At 62.3% G+C, this 20,586-nt stretch carries 18 protein-coding genes and 2 pseudogenes; 14 read left to right on the forward strand and 6 right to left on the reverse strand.

The genetic code is table 11. From position 1 onward, the window contains the following. The first annotated feature begins 138 nt into the window (after positions 1–138). Genes NLY44_RS30895 through NLY44_RS30920 form a run of 6 tightly spaced genes read left to right on the forward strand, consistent with a single transcriptional unit; the run spans position 139 to position 6,074 of the window. On the forward strand, positions 139–2,433 hold the full coding sequence (locus NLY44_RS30895; RefSeq protein ID WP_023804449.1) for a bifunctional salicylyl-CoA 5-hydroxylase/oxidoreductase: 2,295 nt from the start codon (positions 139–141) through the stop codon (positions 2,431–2,433). After that, positions 2,430–3,203 carry an SDR family NAD(P)-dependent oxidoreductase gene (locus NLY44_RS30900; RefSeq protein ID WP_023804448.1) on the forward strand — a complete coding sequence of 258 codons (774 nt, stop codon included), beginning with the start codon at positions 2,430–2,432 and terminating at the stop codon, positions 3,201–3,203. The genes NLY44_RS30895 and NLY44_RS30900 overlap by 4 nt, the downstream gene beginning before the upstream one ends. Continuing rightward, on the forward strand, positions 3,197–3,667 hold the full coding sequence (locus NLY44_RS30905) for a MarR family winged helix-turn-helix transcriptional regulator (RefSeq protein WP_023667803.1): 471 nt from the start codon (positions 3,197–3,199) through the stop codon (positions 3,665–3,667). The genes NLY44_RS30900 and NLY44_RS30905 overlap by 7 nt, the downstream gene beginning before the upstream one ends. Beyond that, positions 3,664–4,476: an enoyl-CoA hydratase family protein gene (locus tag NLY44_RS30910; protein ID WP_023804447.1), complete on the forward strand. Its 813-nt coding sequence runs from the start codon at positions 3,664–3,666 to the stop codon at positions 4,474–4,476. The genes NLY44_RS30905 and NLY44_RS30910 overlap by 4 nt, the downstream gene beginning before the upstream one ends. After that, positions 4,476–5,624 carry an acyl-CoA dehydrogenase family protein gene (locus NLY44_RS30915; protein ID WP_023729161.1) on the forward strand — a complete coding sequence of 383 codons (1,149 nt, stop codon included), beginning with the start codon at positions 4,476–4,478 and terminating at the stop codon, positions 5,622–5,624. The genes NLY44_RS30910 and NLY44_RS30915 overlap by 1 nt, the downstream gene beginning before the upstream one ends. A gap of 54 nt (positions 5,625–5,678) precedes the next feature. Further along, a complete protein-coding gene (locus tag NLY44_RS30920) occupies positions 5,679–6,074 on the forward strand; it encodes a RidA family protein (RefSeq protein ID WP_023667806.1) in 396 nt (131 codons plus the stop codon). 23 nt (positions 6,075–6,097) lie between these two features. Here the strand turns inward: NLY44_RS30920 and NLY44_RS30925 are convergent, their stop codons facing one another. Beyond that, positions 6,098–7,189 carry an LLM class flavin-dependent oxidoreductase gene (locus NLY44_RS30925; RefSeq protein ID WP_286457880.1) on the reverse strand — a complete coding sequence of 364 codons (1,092 nt, stop codon included), beginning with the start codon at positions 7,187–7,189 and terminating at the stop codon, positions 6,098–6,100. Between the two features lie 120 nt (positions 7,190–7,309). On the opposite strand from NLY44_RS30925, the gene NLY44_RS30930 reads away from it, so the two are divergent. The 5 genes and pseudogenes from NLY44_RS30930 (at position 7,310) to NLY44_RS30950 (ending at position 12,441) form a co-directional block, all read left to right on the forward strand. Next, positions 7,310–8,071 (forward strand): HpcH/HpaI aldolase family protein, encoded by a 762-nt coding sequence (locus tag NLY44_RS30930; RefSeq protein ID WP_023804446.1) that lies wholly within the window; start codon positions 7,310–7,312, stop codon positions 8,069–8,071. Positions 8,072–8,226: 155 nt separating this feature from the next. After that, entirely contained in the window at positions 8,227–9,426 is a 1,200-nt protein-coding gene (locus NLY44_RS30935; protein ID WP_023667810.1) for a pyridoxal phosphate-dependent aminotransferase, read from the forward strand. 76 nt (positions 9,427–9,502) lie between these two features. After that, on the forward strand, positions 9,503–10,300 hold the full coding sequence (locus NLY44_RS30940; RefSeq protein WP_023682726.1) for an ABC transporter substrate-binding protein: 798 nt from the start codon (positions 9,503–9,505) through the stop codon (positions 10,298–10,300). Between the two features lie 150 nt (positions 10,301–10,450). Next, positions 10,451–11,124, forward strand: a pseudogene (locus NLY44_RS30945) (amino acid ABC transporter permease). A gap of 45 nt (positions 11,125–11,169) precedes the next feature. Next, a complete protein-coding gene (locus NLY44_RS30950) occupies positions 11,170–12,441 on the forward strand; it encodes a cysteine desulfurase-like protein (protein WP_023804445.1) in 1,272 nt (423 codons plus the stop codon). Between the two features lie 7 nt (positions 12,442–12,448). On the opposite strand, the gene NLY44_RS30955 is transcribed toward NLY44_RS30950, so the two are convergent. The 3 genes from NLY44_RS30955 to NLY44_RS30965 form a co-directional block, all read right to left on the reverse strand. Continuing rightward, positions 12,449–14,410, reverse strand: coding sequence for a 3-hydroxyacyl-CoA dehydrogenase NAD-binding domain-containing protein (locus NLY44_RS30955; protein WP_023804444.1), 1,962 nt, complete (start codon positions 14,408–14,410; stop codon positions 12,449–12,451). Between the two features lie 224 nt (positions 14,411–14,634). Further along, positions 14,635–15,612 (reverse strand): UDP-glucuronic acid decarboxylase family protein, encoded by a 978-nt coding sequence (locus NLY44_RS30960; protein WP_023804443.1) that lies wholly within the window; start codon positions 15,610–15,612, stop codon positions 14,635–14,637. Positions 15,613–15,791: 179 nt separating this feature from the next. Continuing rightward, complete coding sequence (locus NLY44_RS30965) at positions 15,792–15,974, reverse strand: hypothetical protein (RefSeq protein ID WP_023667816.1); 183 nt, start codon at positions 15,972–15,974, stop codon at positions 15,792–15,794. Positions 15,975–16,076: 102 nt separating this feature from the next. Between NLY44_RS30965 and NLY44_RS30970 the strand changes: the two are divergent. Continuing rightward, positions 16,077–17,356, forward strand: a pseudogene (locus tag NLY44_RS30970) (nucleotide sugar dehydrogenase). 31 nt (positions 17,357–17,387) lie between these two features. Further along, positions 17,388–18,407, forward strand: a complete 1,020-nt coding sequence (locus NLY44_RS30975; protein ID WP_032905034.1) for an NAD-dependent epimerase — start codon at positions 17,388–17,390, stop codon at positions 18,405–18,407. A 70-nt stretch (positions 18,408–18,477) separates the two neighbouring features. Here the strand turns inward: NLY44_RS30975 and NLY44_RS30980 are convergent, their stop codons facing one another. After that, positions 18,478–19,374 carry an AraC family transcriptional regulator gene (locus tag NLY44_RS30980; protein ID WP_023692278.1) on the reverse strand — a complete coding sequence of 299 codons (897 nt, stop codon included), beginning with the start codon at positions 19,372–19,374 and terminating at the stop codon, positions 18,478–18,480. A gap of 147 nt (positions 19,375–19,521) precedes the next feature. On the opposite strand from NLY44_RS30980, the gene NLY44_RS30985 reads away from it, so the two are divergent. Continuing rightward, positions 19,522–20,247 (forward strand): SDR family oxidoreductase, encoded by a 726-nt coding sequence (locus NLY44_RS30985; RefSeq protein WP_023804441.1) that lies wholly within the window; start codon positions 19,522–19,524, stop codon positions 20,245–20,247. Between the two features lie 86 nt (positions 20,248–20,333). On the opposite strand, the gene NLY44_RS30990 is transcribed toward NLY44_RS30985, so the two are convergent. Continuing rightward, positions 20,334–20,564 (reverse strand): helix-turn-helix domain-containing protein, encoded by a 231-nt coding sequence (locus tag NLY44_RS30990; protein WP_023708113.1) that lies wholly within the window; start codon positions 20,562–20,564, stop codon positions 20,334–20,336. Positions 20,565–20,586: the final 22 nt, after the last annotated feature.

Below are 20,586 nucleotides of genomic sequence, written 5' to 3' on the forward strand. Positions count from 1 at the left end.
CCAGAGCGCGCTTGTGGGGCCAACCTGCAGGCGCGCCACCCGTGTCCTGCAATCGTTCCAACATGAAACTTTAAGCTTGAAATATTTTATCTCCGGCGCGATACTTGAGAAGCAGCAAGCGAAGAGGAGATCGCACGGATGAAGGTTGCGGTTCTCGGTGGCGGACCAGCCGGCCTCTACTTTGCCATTTCAATGAAGCTGCGGGACGCCGCCCACGAGGTCACGGTGTTCGAGCGCAACCGCGCCGACGATACGTTCGGCTGGGGCGTCGTGCTGTCGGCCGAAACACTCGACAACCTTGCCAAAAATGACCCGGTCAGCGCTGTCTGGATCAAGAAGCATTTCGCCTATTGGGACGACATCGCCGTCATCCATGACGGCGTGCGCACGGTCTCGTCGGGCCACGGTTTCTGTGGCATCGGCCGCAAGCGGCTTCTGGTCCTGCTGCAGCGACGCGCGCGCGAACTTGGCGTGAGGCTGATGTTCGAGAGCGATATCGCCGACCCTCAGCCCTATATGGAGACGCATGATCTGGTCGTCGCCGCCGATGGGCTGAACTCAAGGGCGCGCAACACCTTTGTCGAAGTCTTCAAGCCCGACATCGACACCCGCAAATGCAAATTCGTCTGGCTCGGCACCAACCAGAAATTCGACGACGCCTTCACCTTCATCTTCGAGAAGACCGAGCATGGCTGGGTGTGGGCGCACGCCTATCAATTCGACAGCGAGACAGCGACCTTCATTGTCGAGTGCAGCGAACAGACCTGGGCTGCCTTCGGCTTCGGCGCCATGTCGCAGCAGGAATCCATCGCCGTCTGCGAGCGCATCTTTGAGAAACATCTCGGCGCCCACGCGCTGATGACCAATGCCAATCACATCAGAGGTTCGGCCTGGATCAATTTCCCGCGCGTGCTGTGCGAACGCTGGTCCTACAAGAACCTGGCTCTGATGGGCGACGCGGCGGCCTCGGCACATTTCTCGATCGGCTCCGGGACCAAGCTCGCATTGGAAAGCGCGGTGGCGCTGGCCGAATATGTCAAAACCGAACCGGACCTCGACGCCGCCTTCCGCAAGTATGAGGATGCGCGCCGCACCGAGGTGCTGAAGCTGCAGTCGGCGGCGCGCAATTCGCTGGAGTGGTTCGAGGAGGTCGAGCGCTATCTCGGCCTCGATCCGGTGCAGTTCAATTATTCGCTGCTGACCCGCTCGCAACGCATCAGCCACGAGAATTTGCGGCTGCGCGATGCCAAATGGCTTGAAAGCGCCGAGGAATGGTTCCAGCGCCAGGCAGGGGCAGGCGGCAACAGGCAGCGCCGGGCACCGATGTTCGCGCCGTTCAAACTGCGCGACATGCAGCTCAACAACCGCATCGTCGTTTCGCCGATGGCGCAGTACAAGGCAGTCGATGGCTGCCCGACCGACTGGCATTTCGCCCACTATGCCGAGCGTGCCAAGGGCGGCGCCGGGCTTGTCTATATCGAGATGACCTGCGTCAGCCCGGAAGGACGCATCACGCCCGGTTGTCCCGGCTTCTATGCGTCCGAACATGAGGTGGCGTGGAAGCGGCTGGTCGATTTCGTCCACACCGAGACCGAGGCGAAAATCTGCGCCCAGATTGGCCATTCCGGGGCCAAGGGCTCGACCCGTGTCGGGTGGGAAGGCACCGACGTGCCGCTCGCCTCGGGCAATTGGCCGGTCATGGCGGCCTCGGCGATTGCATGGTCGCCGCAAAACCAGGTGCCGAAAGCCATGGACCGCGCCGATATGGATTTGGTGCGCGACCAGTTCGTGGCGTCCACCGAAATGGCCGATCGTTGCGGCTTCGACATGCTGGAGATCCATGCCGCGCATGGCTATTTGCTTTCGTCCTTCATCACGCCGGTCACCAACCAGCGCACGGATGAGTATGGCGGTTCGCGGGAAAATCGCATGCGCTATCCCCTGGAAATCTTCCATGCGGTGCGCGCTGCCTGGCCGACGCGAAAGCCGATCTCGGTGCGCATTTCGGCCAATGATTGGGTCGGCATCGAAGGTGTGACGCCGGCCGATGCGGTGGAGATCGCGCGGATGCTGCACGAAGCCGGCGTCGACATATGCGACGTCTCGGCAGGCCAGACCTCGATTGCCGCCAAGCCTGTCTATGGCCGCATGTTCCAGACACCATTCTCGGACCGCATCCGCAACGAGGTCGGCATGGCGACGATGGCGGTCGGCAACATCTATGAGCCGGACCATGTCAATTCGATCCTGATGGCCGGCCGCGCCGACCTGGTGGCCCTGGCACGGCCGCATCTCGCCGATCCCTACTGGACGCTGCATGCGGCGGTGACGCTCACTGACCGTGGGGTCAAATGGCCGGATCCCTATCTTCCCGGACGCGACCAGATCTACCGGCTGGCCGAGCGCGATGCGGCGGCGGGGTTGAAAGTATGACGACGGCCTCGGCGATCCCCGGCAAGCATGCTTTGGTCACCGGCGGCGGCTCCGGGGTCGGCCGGGTCATCGCACTCGTGCTGGCCGAGGCGGGCATAGAGGTTACCATATGCGGGAGGCGCGACGCCGAGCTTGCCAAGGTGGCCGGCGAGAACGACCGCATCCACGCCATGTCAGCCGATGTCACTGACGAGGCGGCGATCATTTCGCTCTACGCGCAAGCGGAAGCCGTGCGCGGCCCGTTCGACATCGTCGTCGCCAATGCCGGCATGGCCGGCAGCACGCCGGCGCACAGGACCTCGCTTGCCGACTGGCAGCGGACGCTCGACGTCAATCTGACCGGCGCCTTCCTGACGGTGAAGCCGGCGCTGGCCGGGATGGCCGCGCGCAAGACAGGCCGGATCGTCTTCGTCGCGTCGACGGCAGGACTGAAAGGCTACGCCTATGTCGCGCCCTATGTGGCGGCCAAGCATGGCGTGGTCGGGCTGATGCGGGCACTGGCGGCCGAGACGGCGAAATCCGGCGTGACCGTCAACGCCGTTTGCCCGGGCTTCGTAGAGACCGACATGCTGGCGGACTCCATTCAGCGCGTCGTCGACAAGACCGGCCGCTCAGTCGAGCAGGCGCGGGCGAGCCTTGCCTCGACCAACCCGCAAGGCCGTTTCATCCAGCCGCAGGAAGTTGCCGCGACGGTGCTCTGGCTGTGCGGCGATGCGGCTGCGTCGATTACCGGACAAGCGATTTCGATCTCAGGAGGCGAAACATGGTAGCCGGCCCATTGCCCGCGCCGTCGGGACCCGGCAAGGACCGGCTGCGTCTCTGGATCAGGCTGCTGCGCGCCTCGCGCACGATCGAGGCCGAGCTGCGCGAGCGCCTGAAGAAGGAATTCGATACGACACTGCCGCGTTTCGACGTCATGGCCGCCCTCTACCGCGCGCCGGAAGGCATGCTGATGAGCGATCTGTCGCGCTTCCTGCTGGTATCCAACGGCAATGTCACCGGCATTGTCGACCGGCTGGTTTCGGAAGGGGTGGTCGCGCGCGCGCGCCGCAATGGCGATCGCCGCACATCCATGGTGCGACTGACCGACGAGGGTTCCAAATCTTTTGCCGCAATGGCCGCGGCGCATGAGGGTTGGATCGGAGAATTGCTGGCCAAGGTCAGCGAGGAGGATGCGCGCCGGCTGACCGGCATGCTGACCTCGTTCCGCAGCAACTGGGAGGGACGCGAATGAGTTCGATGGCCGGCCTCAAGCCGAAGCACTTCCTTTGGGAAGTCGAAGACAGGATCGCCAAGGTGCGGCTCGACCGGCCGGAGCGCAAGAATCCGCTGACCTTCGACAGCTATGCGGAACTGCGCGACACGTTCCGCGATCTCGTCTATGCCGACGACGTCGACGCCGTGGTGTTCCTGCCCAATGGCGGCCATTTCTCCTCGGGCGGCGATGTCCACGACATTATCGGCCCCTTGGTCAAGATGGACATGAAGGAATTGCTCGCCTTCACCCGCATGACCGGCGATTTCGTCAAGGCGATGCTCAATTGCGGCAAGCCGATCATCGCGGCGGTCGACGGGGTCGCGGTCGGCGCCGGCGCCATCATCGCCATGAGCGCCGACATCCGCATCGCCACGCCGGAGGCCAAGACCGCTTTCCTGTTCACCCGCGTCGGGCTTGCCGGCTGCGATATGGGCGCGTGCGCGATCCTGCCGCGCATCATCGGCCAGGGCCGTGCCGCCGAATTGCTCTACACCGGCCGCACGATGACGGCGGCGGAAGGCGAGCGCTGGGGCTTCTACAACAGGCTGGTCGATGCCGCAGTGCTCGAGGCCGACGCGCTCGAGATGGCGGCGCGCATCGTCTCCGGCCCGACCTTCGCGCACGGCATCACCAAGACGCAGCTCAACCAGGAATGGTCGATGGGCCTCGACCAGGCAATCGAAGCGGAAGCGCAGGCGCAGGCGATCTGCATGCAGACGCGTGACTTCGAGCGCGCCTACAAGGCCTTCGTGGCCAAGGAAAAACCGGTGTTCGAGGGGAATTGATGGCAGACAGGAGCTTCCTCAGCTGGCCGTTCTTTGAAGATCGCCACCGCGAACTGGCCGAAAGGCTGGAAGCATGGTGCGTCAGGAACCTGCCCGTCGATCACCATGACGTCGATGCCGCCTGCCGCGAACTGGTGGCGAAACTTGGCCGCGACGGCTGGCTGAAGCCGACGGCGCTCGATACGGACAATCCGGGACCGCTCGATGTCCGCACCTTGTGCATCACCCGCGAGACGCTGGCGCGCCATGACGGGTTGGCCGACTTTGCCTTCGCCATGCAGGGGCTCGGCACCGGCGCGCTCAGCCTGTTCGGCACGCCCGACCAGCAGCAATGGCTGGCAAAGACCAGGGCCGGCAAGACGATTTCCGCCTTCGCGCTTTCGGAGCCACGCTCCGGGTCGGATGTCGCCAACACCGAAATGATGGCGAGCCGCGATGGCGACTTCTATATCCTCAGCGGCGAGAAGACCTGGATTTCCAATGGCGGCATTGCCGATCTCTACGTCGTCTTTGCCCGCACCGCCGAGGCACCGGGTGCCAAGGGACTTTCCGCCTTTCTCGTACCCGCTGATACCAAGGGGCTTGGCATTGCCGAGCGCCTTGAAGTGATCGCGCCGCATCCGCTGGCGCGGCTTTCCTTCGATCAGGTCCGGGTGCCGGCCTCGGCGCTGATCGGCAAACCGGGAGACGGCTTCCGCATCGCCATGTCCGTGCTTGACGTGTTCCGCTCCACGGTCGGCGCGGCGGCACTCGGCTTTGCCCGCCGGGCGCTGGACGAAAGCATCAGCAGGGTGGCCGAGCGCAAACTTTTCGGCGCTCCGATGGCAGAGCTGCAGATGGTGCAAGGCCATATCGCCGACATGGCGCTGGACATCGATGCCGCAGCGCTGCTGGTCTACCGCGCTGCCTGGACCAAGGACATGGGCGCGGCTCGTGTCACCCGCGAGGCGGCGATGGCTAAGCTGTTCGCCACCGACAAGGCGCAAGAGGTGATCGACAAGGCTGTGCAGCTGCATGGGGGGGACGGCGTCCGCAAGGGCCATATCGTCGAGAGCCTCTATCGCGAGATCCGCGCGCTACGCATCTACGAGGGCGCATCCGATGTGCAGAAGGTGGTGATCGCACGGCAGGTGATGGGCGCGGCCTGACGGCGATGTATTTGATTTGAGATTGATCTTTAAGAATACCGGGGAGGCTTGAAAATGCACGAGATCCTGCAGCCGGAGGGCTGGGCGAAACCGGTCGGCTACGCCAACGGCATTGCTGCGCGCGGCAGGCTCGTCTTCGTGGGCGGACAGGTCGGCTGGAACGGGCAGTGCCAGTTCGAGACCGACGATTTCGCCGGCCAGGTGCGGCAGACGCTGCAAAACATCGTCGCCGTGCTGGCGGAAGCCGGCGCGGAGCCACGGCACATCACCGCGATGACTTGGTATTTCACCGACAAGGCCGAATATCTCGGCAATCTCAAGGGTATAGGCGAGGCCTATCGCGAGGTGATCGGCCGGCATTTCCCAGCGATGGCCGCCATGCAGGTGGTGGCGCTGGTGGAAGATCGCGCCAAGATCGAAATTCAGGCAACCGCCGTCATTCCGGATTAACGAATTCGTTATTCCCGGATTGATCAGCAGCGCAGCCCCGCCCGCTTCAGCAGCGGAAATACGTGGTCGCAGAAATAGGGCAGTTCCTGGGTGTAGTTGACGAACGACAGCGCGATGCCCTGGTAGCCATGCCCGGCTATTGCCGCCATCTCGGCGGCAATCGTCTCCGGCGTTCCAACCAGCGGGTAGGTGCCGGCGCCGCCGGCGAAACGCTGCCGGTAGCGGTCATAGGCATGCGGGTCATGCGACTGCGAGAACTCCTTCTTGCCTGCCATATGAGCATCGACCGCATCGTGGTCGACCAGATCGACGGCATAGCGCGTGTAGTAGGCCTGCGCCTCTTCCATGGTTGGACGGCAGACGACATGCGCCACCGTGTAGACGCCGACGTTGCGGCCAACCTTGTCGGCCCGCTCGCTGATGTCGGCGACATGCTTGCCGGCATCGCTCATTTCCGAAAAGGTCGTGAACAGATAATCGCATCGGGCGGCGGCGAAATCCCGGCCCGGGCCACCGAAAGCAGCGTTCATGGTCACCGGGCGTGGAACCTGCAGGCTCGCCGGCCGGCTCACCGCCTCCTTGAGGCGATAGTAGGTGCCTTCATAGTCCAGAGGCTGGTCCGAGGCGTAGAGCTTTTCCAGGATTTCGATCCATTCGGCGGCCTGGTCGTAGCCCTTCTCGACCAAAGGCGTGCCGAACATGCCGAATTCCTTCGGGTTCCAGCCGCAGACGATGTTCAAGCCGGCGCGGCCCTGGCTGATATGGTCGACAGTTGCCAGCGCCTTGGCGGCATAGAGCGGATGCACCAGCGGCACATGCACGGTCATGAACAGGCCGATCTGCTCGGTGGCCACCGCCAGAGCTGCTGCCCAGGTGAAGGTCTCGAACGACCATTCGCGCACCTTGTTGCGGCCGCCAAAGCCAAGCCAGCGCGCGATCGGAAGCATAAATTCCAGCCCGGCGCGGTCGGCGATCTGCGCCGCCGTCAGATTGTCCTGCCAGCTTGCCGTCCAGCGTTCCGGCACATCGGTGATGGCCAGACCGCCATCGGCATTGGTCGAAAAGACGCCGAGCTTCAGTTTGTTCGAGCCGTGCAGGGGATGCGTTTTGATCATCATGGGAACTCGTGGCGGGAGACCGACACGCTAGGCCCGCGCAAAAATATTTCAAGCCTGAAATAGCTTCGCCTCGCCGCCGATTGCGGATATGAATTTGGAGAGGAAAAGGGGATGGATATGAGCGCGTTCCGTCAGAAGTGCATCGGCAAGACCAATCTCGTCGGCTCGTTCGCCGCTATTCCCCATCCCGTCGCCGTCGAAGTGATGGCGCTCGCCGGCCTCGACTTCCTCTGCGTCGACTGGGAACATGCTCAGATCGCGCGGGACACGATCGAAACCATGGTGCGCGCGGCCGACGTGCATCGCGTGCCGGCCATGGTGCGTGTTCCCGGTCATGCGCCGGAAGCTATCCAGGCGGCGCTCGACAGCGGCGCACAAGGCGTGCTCGTGCCGCGCGTCTCGACCGCTGCTCAGGCCGAGGCGGCGGTGAAAGCCTCGCGCTATCCGCCGCTGGGCGAGCGCGGCGTCGGGCCTGGCCGCGCGGCTGGCTATGGCTATCGCATTCCCGAATATCTGGCCGCGGCCAATGACAGGGTGGTCGTCGCGGTCCAGGTCGAGACATCGGAGGGGCTGGCCAATATCGAGGCGATCGCTGCCGTCGACGGCATCGATGTGGTCTTCGTCGGCCCCGGCGATCTCTCCGTGTCGATCGATGCGATCGGGCCGAAAGGCGTGGACAAGCTCAATGAGGCGATCACAAGGATCATCCGCGCGACCGTCGCGCATGGCAGGACATCGGGCATATTTTGCGCCAGCCCACAGACGATCAGCCGGTGGGCCGCTATCGGCGCGAGCTTCTTCGTGCTGGCCAGCGATACGATGTTTCTTGGCGCCGGCGCTGCGGCCAACTGCACCGCTGCGCGCGCCGAGCTGCGGTAGACGGGCGGGATCGGGCAAAAACTTTTTAAGCTTAAAACTTTTTCCTTGAAAAGCGCAGCACATTGGATAGCATCCAAACTCGATGGCGACTGTCGTGCCGGTGGGGCTTGCCGGGCAGTCCGTCGCGGTGCTCCGGGTGGGAGGGGTTTCAGTCCTTGTCGTTCATACTGCCCCAGTCATCGTCCAGCGCGCGTTATGCTTTCGACGGCGTACGTGCCCAGATCCGTGACCTGCACACCGAAAACATTGCCAACCTTGCCGTGCGCGCCCGAGAACTGGGCGACGTGATCGCGCTCTGGTACGGCGAAGGCGACATGGTGACGCCCGCTTTCATCCGCGACGCGGCGAAGGCCGCCTTCGATGAAGGCCAGACGTTCTACGTCCCTAACATGCGTGGGCACCCCCTACTGAACGAGGCGCTGTCGGAATACCAAACGCGCATTCACGGCCGGACGATCCCGATTGCGCGCACCACGGTCACGCCCGGCGGCATGCAGGCGCTGTACCTGGCCCTGGAACTGCTGGTCGATACCGGCAGCAACGTCGTCTATGTCGCGCCGCAATGGCCCAACATCCACAACGCCATCCATCTGATCGGCGGCGAGCCAAGGCCGTTTTCGCTCGACTTCAAGGGCGACTGGCATCTCGATCTCGACCGGCTGTTCGCCACTTGCGATGCGCGCACACGCGCGATCTTCCTGTCGACGCCGTCCAACCCGACCGGCTGGACCGCGTCGCGCGAGGAGATGCAGGCGCTGCTCGACTTCAGCCGGCGCACCGGCATCTGGATCATCTCCGACGAGGTCTATGGCCGGCTCTATTTCGACGGCAATGTTGCTCCTTCCATCCTGCAGATCGCCGAGGATGGCGACCGGGTGCTGTCGGTCAACAGTTTTTCGAAGGCGTGGGCGATGACCGGCTGGCGCATCGGCTGGCTGACGCATCCGTCGGGGGTGGCCGACCAGCTTGGCGCCATGACGCAGTACATCAACAGCGGCACCGCCGCGCCGATCCAGGCAGGCGCTGTCGCCGCCATCCGCCAAGGCGAGCCGCTGGTCGAGGAGATCAGGCAGCGGATCAAAACCGGCCTCGACCTTGCCTATGACAGGCTGGCCCAGATTCCCGGCATCATCCTGCCGACGAAACCGCGCGGAGGCATGTATGCCTTCTTTGCCATGGACGGCGAAAGCGACGCCCGGCAGGCCTGCGCCAGGATACTGGAGACGGCGCGCGTCGGGCTGGCTCCCGGCCACCTCTTTGGAAATTCGGCAGCGGCCTTCCTGCGGATGTGCGTGTGCCGTGAACGCGACCAGATAGCGACCGCGCTCGAGCGCATGGTCGCCGCCATGAATTGACGCCCCGCTGGGAGGTGGGACGGCAACAAACCGTGCGGGAGCAAACCCGCCCGATCACAACCAGAGGGAACACAAAATGAGCTTCACTCGTCGCAACCTGCTTCTTCTCGCCGCCACGATCGGCATCGCTGCCGGCCCGGCCACCGCCTTTGCCGCCGATGTGCTCAATGTCGGCGCCTACCCGACCAATCCGCCCTTCGAATACAAGAACGAGAGCGGCACGTTCGAGGGCTTTGAAGTCGACATCGTCAACGAAGCGGCCAAGCGTGCCGGCATGACCACCGACATTGCCGACCTCGGCTTCCAGGCGCTGTTCGCGGCTGTCAGTTCCAACCGCATCGATGTCGCGATCTCCTCGATCACCATCACGCCGGAGCGACTGAAAACGCTGTCCTTCACCCAGCCCTATTATGACTCCGACATGGGCATTGCGACGAAGACCGATAGCGCTGTTAACACAGAGGCCGACCTCAAGGGCAAGATCGTCGGCGTGCTTTCAGGCTCGACCGGCGAGACCTGGGTCAAGGCGCATCAGGAGGCTGACGGCTACAGCGACGTGAAGGGCTATGACACGCAGCAGAACCTGCTGCTCGACCTCAGCGCGGGCCGCGTGGACGCCGCCGTCAGCGATATTCCGGGCATGGAATACTCCTTCACCAAGATGAAGGACCTCAAGGTCAAGCAGCGCATCAAGACCGGCGAACAGTACGGCCTGATGATGAGCAAGGACCATCCGCTGCTCGGCAAGCTGAACGACGCGCTGACCGCGATGAAGAAGGACGGAACGCTGGCCGCGATCCACAAGAAGTGGTTCGGCAGCGACGCGCCAGCCGATTCCTCGACGGTCAAGGAAATGCCGCTGCCCAAGGCCTGACCGGCAATGCACTTAAATCGTGCCGGCTCCCAGGCCGGCACGATTCATTTCACGCTCCGGCGCCTGCTGCCGCACGGATAGCCTCATCGGAGGCAAGGTCGATTGGTTTTAACTTGAGCATCCTTTGCTCTGGGGTTCGGGAACGCTCCCATGTCGCTGATCGACACCTTCTTCAATCCTGACGTGATCATGTCCAGCCTGCCGGCGCTGTTGCGTGGCTTCCTGAACACGCTGCTGCTCGGCATTTGAGTATCGGCATCGGCATTCCCATTGGCCTGGGGATCAGCCTGTTGCGGCTCTATGCGCCGAAGCCGCTGCGCTGGCTGGCGGTCGGCTACACCGACATCTTCCGGGCCCTGCCGGTGCTGGTGGTGCTGATCCTGATCTATTATGCGCTGCCCTTCCTCGGCATCCGTCTGTCGTCCTGGGCCTCCGCCGTGACGGCGTTCGCCATCATCATGTCGGCCTATTCAGCAGAAGTGTTCCGCTCCGGCATTGAGAGCATTCCGAAAGGCCAATTCGAGGCAGCACAGGCGCTCGGCCTGCCTTTCCTTTTGACCTTGCGCAAGGTGGTGCTGCCGCAGGCGATCCGAGTCGTCATCCCGCCGATGACCAGCAATTGCGTCTCGATGTTCAAGGACACGTCGCTCGCTTCCACCGTTGCGCTGCCTGAACTGTTGAAGGAAGCGACCAACGCGCAGTCGCTCTATGCCAATCCCTCGCCGCTGATCGGCGCCGCTTTGGTCTATCTCATCTTCCTCTGGCCGATGGTCCGCCTCGTCAGCCTGCTCGAAGACCGCTTCAAGACCGAGAAGACGCGCTGACCTCATCAACCGTCCCGCTTCCCAAGCCATTCGCAGGAGATACAGTTGAGCAATTCCCAAGCCGCCGGCGGCTTTCCGGTCGACCCCATCCGCGCCATGTTTCCGGCCTTGCAGCGCGCCGGTGATTTCATCTTCATGGACAACGCCGCCGGCGCGCAGATCCCGCAGAGCGTGCTCGACGCGGTGACCAATCACCTGGTCTCGCACAATGTGCAGCGTGGTGGTCGCTATGGGCGCTCGGTCACGGTCGACCAATCGGTTGCGGATGCTCGGACGAGCGTGGCCTTGCTGATCAACGCCTACAGTCCGTCGGAAATCTGCTTCGGCATGAACGCCACCTCGTTCATTCGCCTGGTCAGCCTCGGCATCGGCCAGATGCTGGCCAAGGACACAGAGCGCGACGAGATCGTCATCACCGATATGGACCACGACGCCAACATCGCCACGTGGCTGGCGCTGGAGCCCGCCGGAGCCAAGTTCAAATGGTGGCGCATGCGCGAGGACGGCAACCTGCATGTCGACGACCTCAAGCCGCTGGTTTCCGATCGCACCCGTCTCGTCGCCTGCACGGTGACCGCGCATTCGATCGGCTCGATCGTCGACGTCGCTTCGGTGGCCGCGATCGCGCATGCGGCCGGCGCCGAAGTGTTCCTTGACTGCGTGCATTACGGACCGCACGGGCTGATCGACGTGCAGGCCTGGGACTGTGATTATCTCGTCTGCTCCGGCTACAAAAATTTCTCGCCGCATATGGGCTTTCTGTGGGGCCGCTTCGAAACGCTCAAGCGGCTGCCGACCTTCCGCGAGGATTTCATCCCCGACGAGCCGCCTTACAAGGTCGAGGCAGGCACCTTCATCTACGAGAACGTCTCAGGCATGGATGCCGCAGTGCAGTACCTGGAACTCATCGGCCGCAATCTGGCGCCCTCCAACAACCGCTCGCGGCGCGACAACATCGTTGCCGGCATGGGCGCCATCCGCGATTACGAAGTGCTCCTGGCGCGTGAGATGCTCGCCGTGCTCAAGGGATGCAATGCCACGATCTACGGCGTCGCCGAGGAAGCCCGCATCAACGAACGCGTGCCGACATTCTGCTTCAACATCGGCAAGCTGTCGCCGCAGCGGATCGTCGAGGAAATGGCTGACATGCAGATCGGCATCCGCGACGGCCATATGTATGCGCCCCGGCTGATGAAGCGTCTCAACCTGTCGATGGACAGCGGCGCCATCCGCGCCTCGCTGGTCCATTACAACACGGTCGACGAGGTCAGGCGTTTCGGCGAGGCACTGCGCGCCGTCATCGCAAGGCTGTCGTAGCTGGTCCTTAAACCTCTCCGGCGCGGAACATCGGCCCGCCCTTGTGGGCCGGGAAGCCATAGCCGTTTATCATCACCAGATCGATGTCGGAGGCACGCGCCGCGATGCCTTCGGCGAGTAATGCCTTGCCCTCGTCGGCCATTGCCGCCAGCAAGCGCGTGACGATCTCATCGGGCGAAAAGCGGCGCGGCACGATGCCCTTGGCCGCTCGCACGGCCTCGATCAGCGCCGTTACTTGCGGGTCTCTCCGGCGTTCGCCGTCCGAATAATCGTACCAGCCGCGCCCGGTCTTGCGGCCGAAGCGGCCGGCCTCGCACAGCCGGTCGGCGATTTCGACATAACGTGCTTGCGGATCGCGCATCGCCGCCTGTCGCTTGCGCCGCGCCCAGGCTATCTCCAGCCCAGCCATATCGTTGACCGCGAAGATCCCCATCGGGAAGCCCCAGGCCTCCAGCGCGGCATCCACCTCATCGGGTGCTGCGCCATCCTCCACCATGAACTCCGCCTCGCGGCGGTAGGCCGAATAGATGCGGTTGCCGATGAAACCCTCGGTAACGCCGCACACGACAGGCAGCTTGCCAAGCTTCCTGACGAAGGCGATCGCCGAGGCGAGCACATCGGGCGCCGTCGCCGCGCAATCCACCACTTCGGTTAGCCGCATGACGTTGGCCGGGGAGAAAAAATGCAGGCCGACGATCCGTTCGGGCCGGGCGGTTGCCGAGGCGATCTCGTCGGGGTTGAGGTAGCTGGTGTTGGTCGCAAGGATGGCGTCCGGGCGGACGATACGTTCGAGCTTCCGGAAGAGTTCGGTTTTTACCGCGAGATCGTCGAACACTGCCTCGATGACCAGATCGGCCTGCACCAGCCTGTCGGCTTCGCTGGCCGCTTCAAACCGGCTCAGCGCCTCCCTGCGCGCATGATCGGTGAGACGGCCGGATTGGACCGACTTGTCGAGAAGCCCGGCGATACGCTCGTATCCTTTTGCCGCGGCGTCGTCGTTCTGCTCGATGCCGATTACGCGATAGCCGGCATTCAACGCCGAGACCGCGATGCCTGCACCCATCAGGCCGGTTCCGACGATACCGACGGTCTCGACCTTGCGAGGCGTGACACCCTCCAGCCTGTCGACTTTGCTGGCTTGCCTCTCGGCAAAGAAGACGTGGCGCAACGCTGCCGCTTCGCGAGAATCCCGGAGGCGCAGGAAGGTCGCGCGTTCGTCCGCAAGACCGTCCTCAAGTTTGGCCGTGGACGCGGCCTGGACCAGTCTCACGGCTTCTGCAGGCGCCATCTGCCCTCGGTTGCGGGAAAGTACCTTCTTTGCGGCTGCCGCGTCGGCCTCAGGTTGCGAGCGCGGGACCGAAAGCGCGCCCGTGCGCCACAGCGGTTGGCCAACGAGACGGCGGGCGACATCGAGCGCGCCTTCGGGAAGATCGTCTGCAATGGTATCGATCAGACCGAGAGCGAGGGCTTCGTCGGCTTTCGCGGCCCGACCCGTGCCGATCAGGTCGATTGCGGCGACCGTGCCGACGAGGCGGGGCAGGCGTTGGGTTCCGCCGGCCCCGGGCACGATTCCGAGCTTGACCTCGGGCAGGCCGAAGCTGGCCGCCTTGCTGGCCACGCGGTAGTGGCAGGCCAGCGCAATCTCGCAGCCGCCGCCGAGCGCCGCGCCGCCAACTGCCGCGACGACCGGTTTGGCGAAGCTCTCGATAGCTTCGATCACTTCAGGCAGTGTGGGCTCGATAGCGGGCTTGCCGAATTCCTTGATATCTGCGCCGCCGATGAAAGTGCGCCCAATGGCGGTCAGCACCACGGCAGACACTTCATCCGACGCCGCACGCCGAAGCGCAGCCATCAGTCCGGCCCTGACATGGAGGGACAGCGCGTTGACCGGCGGATTTTCGATCGTGACGATGAGAACGCCATCGACGATCTTGCCTGTGACACTCTCGGAAAATCGTGCTGTGTTCATGGAGTTTTATTCCGGAACGACGGCAAATCTTCCTCCTCCTTCTGCTCTCCGCCAATGCCGGTGTCCCGGCTCGGACGGATGAAGCGCCATGGATTCTGCCAAATAACTTCAAGCTTAAAATAATTAGAATTCGAAAAACTTCAAGCCTACCGGAGTCGACTGCAAAAGGCGTCGCTACCACGAAGGTGATCGGTCAGACTTGACGGTTGCACTGCGGTGCCGGGTCAAGGCGAGTTTGTGGAAACCTTCGGCAGCAGGGCTTTGAAATAGTCGATCGTCTGTTGCAGCCCGGCTTCCAAAGTCACCGTCGGCTCCCAGCCGACAAGCCTTTTGGCAAGGGTGATATCGGGCTGGCGGTGCCGCGGATCGTCTTGCGGAAGATCGCGGTAAATTATATCCGAACCTGATCCGGTCATCCGCGTCGTCAGTTCGGCCAAGCGCCTGATCGTTACTTCCCTTGGATTGCCGATGTTTACTGGACCGGTCACCTCCGGCCCCGTATCCATGAGGCGCAGCATGCCGCTCACCAGGTCGTCGACGTAGCAAAACGACCTTGTCTGTGAGCCGTCGCCGAAAATGGTTATCGGTTCACCACGAAGCGCCTGCACGATGAAATTTGAGACAACCCTGCCGTCTGCCGGGTGCATGCGCGGCCCGAACGTATTGAAAATCCGCGCGACCTTGACCCACAAGCCATGTTGTCGGTGATAGTCGAAGAACAGCGTTTCGGCGCAGCGTTTGCCTTCATCGTAGCATGAGCGCGGCCCGATCGGGTTTACATTGCCCCAGTAACTCTCGGGCTGCGGATGCACAGACGCGTCACCATAGACCTCACTGGTGGAGGCCTGAAAGACTTTGCATTTCAGCCGCTTTGCCAGTCCAAGAACATTGATGGCGCCGTGCACGGCGGTCTTGATCGTCTGAACCGGGTCGTACTGGTAGTGAACAGGCGAGGCCGGACACGCCAGGTTGTAAATCTCATCGACTTCGACGTAGAGCGGAAAGGTCACGTCATGGCGCATGAATTCGAAGCGGGGATGCTTGGCCAAATGGTCGATATTGCGCTTTGATCCGGTGAAAAGGTTGTCGACACACAAGATTTCGTCGCCTCGTTCCAACAGGCGGTCAATAAGATGCGAGCCGATAAACCCTGCGCCCCCGGTAACGAGAATGCGTCTGCGGCTGTCATAGAGTCTGGCCAATTTCTGCTCCCAGGCAAATGCTGATCGACCAGATATCGGTCGCCACACGCAGGATACGACGTGTCCGCAGCCAATGCACAAGGACCAAACTGAAATTTCGCAGATCCGCTCGGTGCCGATGCGAATTCCGATCCGGGCATTTGGTTTGATCAGAAGGCACGATTGAGGCCGATAGTGGCCTATGGATTGGCAGCAGAGAATATCAGCCCTGTCGTCAGGGCCGCCGCTGCGTAGATGGCCGGCAGAACCTGACGGTTCACCCCAATCCGCAGCAGAGAGTGGCTCGAAACCCGGTCCTGCTGGATTTTATCCACAACATCGATGGCATCGGCGGATGGCAACATGAAAATGGCAACGACCATTTTTCGTGAGACATTCCTCTTCGCGATAGAGCATCGTTGAATTGGCCAACAGCCTGCCATACAAGCACGTCGGCTCAACAGGTGGCTCGAGGAACCCCACGGATGTCCGAACGCATTGCAGTTATCGGCCTGGGTTATGTCGGCCTGCCGGTAGCCATTGCCTTTGGGAAGGTTTTCCCCGGCACCATAGCTTTTGACATCAGCGAGCGTCGGATCGGGGAATTGCGTGGCGGCGTCGATCGTACGGGGGAAGTTGACGCAACGGCGCTCAAGGAGACCTCGATAGGGCTGACCACCGACCGGGAGATGTTGAAAGGCGCTACTTTCTTCATCGTCGCCGTGCCAACCCCTATCGACGCAAATCGCGCTCCCGATCTAGCTTCTTTGAAACTGGCGTCCGAACTCGTCGGCGAGGCGGTGAGCAAAGGCGCCGTCGTCGTTTTTGAGTCGACAGTCTATCCAGGTGTGACCGAAGATTTCTGTGGGCCGATCATCGAGCAGGTTTCCGGCCTGCGACATCCCCGCGACTTTGCCCTCGGCTATTCGCCCGAACGCGCCAACCCCGGCGATCGAGAACACTCGCTGCAAAAGATCGTCAAAGTCGTCTCCGGCGAGAATAACGAGACGCTGGAGCGCGTCGCGAACGTTTATGGCCGTATCATCGATGCCGGCGTCTACCGCGCCCCGTCGATCAAGGTGGCCGAGGCAGCGAAGGTTATCGAGAACACCCAGCGCGATCTGAACATCGCGCTGATGAACGAACTGGCAATGATCTTCGAGCGGCTCGATATCCGGACGCAGGATGTTCTTGATGCTGCGTCGACGAAATGGAACTTCCTTCCCTTCAAACCGGGGTTCGTCGGCGGCCACTGCATCAGCGTCGATCCATATTATTTGACCGCCAAGGCCGAGGCCGAAGGTTACCATCCGCAGATCATCCTCGCCGGACGTCGCATCAATGACGGCATGGGGGCCTTCGTCGCCCAGCAGGTTGTCAAACGGCTGATTGGTTCTGACACGCCCGTCAAAGGGGCTTCTGTCGGCATTCTCGGGCTGACATTCAAGGAGGACGTGCCGGATTTGCGCAACAGCCGCGTTTTCGACATGGTCAAGGAACTAAGGCAGTTCGGAATTGTCCCCAAAGTCCATGATCCCCTTGCCGATGTCGAAACCGCTCGGCGTGATCACGGCGAAACAATCCTGCCGCTCGATGAGATAAACGATTTGCAGGCGCTTGTTCTGGCGGTGCCTCACAGGCAATATCTCACCAACGAAAGAGCGCGTCTTTTTCAAATGATCAGGCCGGGGGGACACTGTTCGATGTCAAGTCGGCCATCAAGCCCAATGAAGTTCCCGACAACATAAAATACTGGAGCTTGTAAAGCTCGCCTGAAATTAACGCTAGGATATGCAGTGACATCAAGCAGGCCGATACTGATCACCGGCGCAGCCGGGTTCATAGGGTTTCATCTTTGCCTGAGGCTGCTTGCCGAAGGACGCCAGGTTATCGGCCTCGACTCCATGAACGAGTATTATGACGTCAGCCTGAAGCAGGCTCGTCTCGAGCGGCTGAAAGCGTTTTCGAATTTTTGTTTCGAGCATGCCGATCTCACGGAGCGGGACCGTATTTCGGAGCTCTTCCTTTCGGCCGCGCCGGAGGTTGTCGTCAATCTCGCGGCGCAAGCCGGCGTACGCTATTCGATCAGCAATCCGCACGCCTATGTGGAAAGTAACCTCAGCGGCTTTGTCAACATCCTGGAAGGATGCCGGCAGGCGTCGGTCGGCCATCTGGTCTATGCATCGTCGAGTTCGATTTATGGCGGCAGCACCCGCATGCCGTTTTCCGTGCACGATCCGGCGGACCATCCGCTCAGCCTTTACGCCGCAAGCAAGAAGGCGAACGAGCTGATGGCGCACACATACAGCCATCTGTTTGGACTGCCGACCACCGGGCTGCGTTTTTTCACCGTCTATGGTCCGTGGGGGCGGCCGGACATGGCGCTGTTCATCTTCGCCAAGGCTATCCTCGCCGGCGAACCGATCGAGGTCTTCAACTATGGCAACATGCGGCGGGATTTCACCTATATCGACGACATTGTCGAAGGTATTATCCGCGTCATGCAGCAACCCGCGACACCCAATCCTGAGTGGAAAAGTGTCGTGCCAGACCCAGCGACCAGCAACGCCCCGTTCAGGATTCACAACATCGGCGGCAATTCGCCCGTTCAACTGAACCGATTGATCGAGGTGCTCGAAGACGCGCTGGGACGCAAGGCAAACCGCAACCTCAGGCCACTTCAGCCAGGCGACGTTCCGGCAACTTTCGCCAATGTCAGCTCGCTCGAGGAGGCGACCGGCTTCAAGCCCAAAATCCCGATTGAAATAGGGGTTCCGCGCTTTGTCGAATGGTACCGGGAGTTCTACCGATCATGATCGGACGCTTCGCCACCTGGAGGCGGCTGGCTCCTGACCAGCCATCGCTGGCGCCTGCCGCTCGGAAAACTCAATAAGCCGCAGCCGAACTGGGTGTCGCCTGAAGGCGGTGAATATCTTTCCGGGGCGGCGCACCGAACAGGCGACGATATTCTCGGCTGAACTGCGAAGGGCTGTCATAGCCCACCGCGAACCCGGCCGTGCCTGCGTTTGCGCCGCCGGCAAGCATAATCCTTCGCGCCTCCTGCAGGCGCAGCTGCTTCTGGTATTCGAGCGGGGTCATGCGCGTAATCGCCTTGAAATGGGCATGAAGGGACGACGCGCTCATGCCTGATGCCGCCGCAATGTCTTCGATGCGCAGTTGTGCCTGGAAATGATTGCGGATCGTGGCGATGGCGCGGCTGACCTGGCTCAGGTGGCTGTCCACCGACGCCATCTGGCGAAGCGTGTCACCGTGCGGTCCGGTGAGGAGCCGGTAAAGGATTTCGCGTTCGATCAGCGGCGCCAGCACGGTGATGCTCTCGGGGCGATCGAGCAGCCTGACAAGCCGACAGGCGGCATCAATCAGGTCGGGGTCACTTGGATAGGCAGCTAACACCGGCAGATCCCTGCTGGGGGATGCACGTCCTTCTTTCACAAGCAGTTCGGCCAGCGCGGTGGAATCAAAATCTATCTTGCAACAGAGGTAGGGCGCCGCCGGGCTCGCCTCCAACACATGCCCGACCAGCGGCAGGTCGACCGAGACGAGCAGGTAGCTCGATGCGTCATAGACCACGCTCTGGTCGGCCAGCGAGACGCGCTTCGATCCTTGGGCGATTATGCAAAGCGACGCCTCGTAGACCGCAGGCACGGGTGCACTGGGCTGGTTGGCGCGAATGAGCGACAGCCGCGGCACCGCAGTGCCGGCCATGCCAGATTTCGGCGCAAAGCGGGTGATCAGCTCGGCGAGTTCATTGATTTTCTCCATGCCGCATAAATCTTCATGGCGCGAAATGTTGCAAGGCATTTCGAGTTCATTTGGAGGATCGTGCAAACTCTTTGGACGATCACGCTACCGGCCTTTGCCGGTTCGCGCCATCTATCTCCCCGTCACCGCAGCGAAAAAGGAACGATCATGACGGGACTTAAAGACAAGGTTGTACTCATCACCGGCGCCTCCAGCGGCATCGGCGAAGCGACGGTTCGGGAACTTGCCGGTGCCGGCGCCAGACTGTTCATCGGGGCCCGCCGCACCGAGCGGCTCAAGGCGCTGGCCGCAGAAATAGGCAAAGGCGTCGCGTGGCGCGAACCCGACGTGACTGACGCGGCGAATTTCGACGCCTTTGCCGATGCCGCTCATGCCGAATTCGGGCAGATCGATGTGCTGGTCAACAATGCCGGCGTCATGCCGCTGTCGCCGCTTGCCGCGCTGAAGCGCGATGAGTGGTCTCGCATGATCAATGTCAACATCGGCGGCGTGCTGAACGGGATCGCCGCGGTGCTGCCGCGCTTCGTCGCCCAGAAGAATGGGCATATCGTCAATGTCGCCTCGGTCGGCGCGCATATCGTGCTGCCCACCGCGGCGGTCTATTGCGGCACGAAATATGCCGTCTGGGCAATCACGGAGGGGCTGCGGCAGGAGCATGACGACATCCGCGCCACGATCATCTCCCCCGGAGTGACCGCAACCGAACTGGGCGACGATATCAGCGATCCTCAGGTCGCCACGGCTCTGAAAGAATGGCGGCAGAAGTCGCTCACACCGGACGCCATTGCACGGGCGATCCGTTTTGCGCTTGATCAACCCGATGGCGTCGACGTCAACGAAGTGATCGTGCGGCCAACCGCTGCCAATATGTAGAACTTGCTGCCGGATGCCGGCTTTCGGCGAGCTACGGCGCTCTCCAAGATCCGGCAAACGGCCCACCCCTTAATGCACCACCGCCCTCAGCCTCTGGCGCAACTCCCGCGGGCCACATCGTACCGGCTCTCGAACGCGCGCGAAAAATGCGCACTCGAATTGAACCCGCAGGCAAAGGCGATTTCCGAGATCGTGGGCGACGCGCGGGCGGGCGACAACAATTCTTCCTTGCTGCGCTCCAGCCGCCTGTCCCAGACGAAGCGTTCCGGTCTCGCGGCAAGGCCGGTGCGCCGCTGGGAACTTAACCCGCTAATCATCTCCCCTGCGACGGTAGAGATG

It is taken from the genome of Mesorhizobium sp. C089B (genome assembly GCF_030323125.1).
Classification (GTDB): Bacteria; Pseudomonadota; Alphaproteobacteria; order Rhizobiales; family Rhizobiaceae; genus Mesorhizobium.

Bases quoted from the DNA above. Each gene is read 5' to 3' on its own strand.
- NLY44_RS30895 (WP_023804449.1), top strand. From the start codon at position 139: ATGAAGGTTGCGGTTCTCGGTGGCGGACCAGCCGGCCTCTACTTTGCC.
- NLY44_RS30900 (WP_023804448.1), top strand. From the start codon at position 2,430: ATGACGACGGCCTCGGCGATCCCCGGCAAGCATGCTTTGGTCACCGGC.
- NLY44_RS30905 (WP_023667803.1), top strand. From the start codon at position 3,197: ATGGTAGCCGGCCCATTGCCCGCGCCGTCGGGACCCGGCAAGGACCGG.
- NLY44_RS30910 (WP_023804447.1), top strand. From the start codon at position 3,664: ATGAGTTCGATGGCCGGCCTCAAGCCGAAGCACTTCCTTTGGGAAGTC.
- NLY44_RS30915 (WP_023729161.1), top strand. From the start codon at position 4,476: ATGGCAGACAGGAGCTTCCTCAGCTGGCCGTTCTTTGAAGATCGCCAC.
- NLY44_RS30920 (WP_023667806.1), top strand. From the start codon at position 5,679: ATGCACGAGATCCTGCAGCCGGAGGGCTGGGCGAAACCGGTCGGCTAC.
- NLY44_RS30925 (WP_286457880.1), bottom strand. From the start codon at position 7,189: ATGATCAAAACGCATCCCCTGCACGGCTCGAACAAACTGAAGCTCGGC.
- NLY44_RS30930 (WP_023804446.1), top strand. From the start codon at position 7,310: ATGAGCGCGTTCCGTCAGAAGTGCATCGGCAAGACCAATCTCGTCGGC.
- NLY44_RS30940 (WP_023682726.1), top strand. From the start codon at position 9,503: ATGAGCTTCACTCGTCGCAACCTGCTTCTTCTCGCCGCCACGATCGGC.
- NLY44_RS30955 (WP_023804444.1), bottom strand. From the start codon at position 14,410: ATGAACACAGCACGATTTTCCGAGAGTGTCACAGGCAAGATCGTCGAT.
- NLY44_RS30965 (WP_023667816.1), bottom strand. From the start codon at position 15,974: ATGGTCGTTGCCATTTTCATGTTGCCATCCGCCGATGCCATCGATGTT.
- NLY44_RS30980 (WP_023692278.1), bottom strand. From the start codon at position 19,374: ATGGAGAAAATCAATGAACTCGCCGAGCTGATCACCCGCTTTGCGCCG.
- NLY44_RS30985 (WP_023804441.1), top strand. From the start codon at position 19,522: ATGACGGGACTTAAAGACAAGGTTGTACTCATCACCGGCGCCTCCAGC.
- NLY44_RS30990 (WP_023708113.1), bottom strand. From the start codon at position 20,564: ATGATTAGCGGGTTAAGTTCCCAGCGGCGCACCGGCCTTGCCGCGAGA.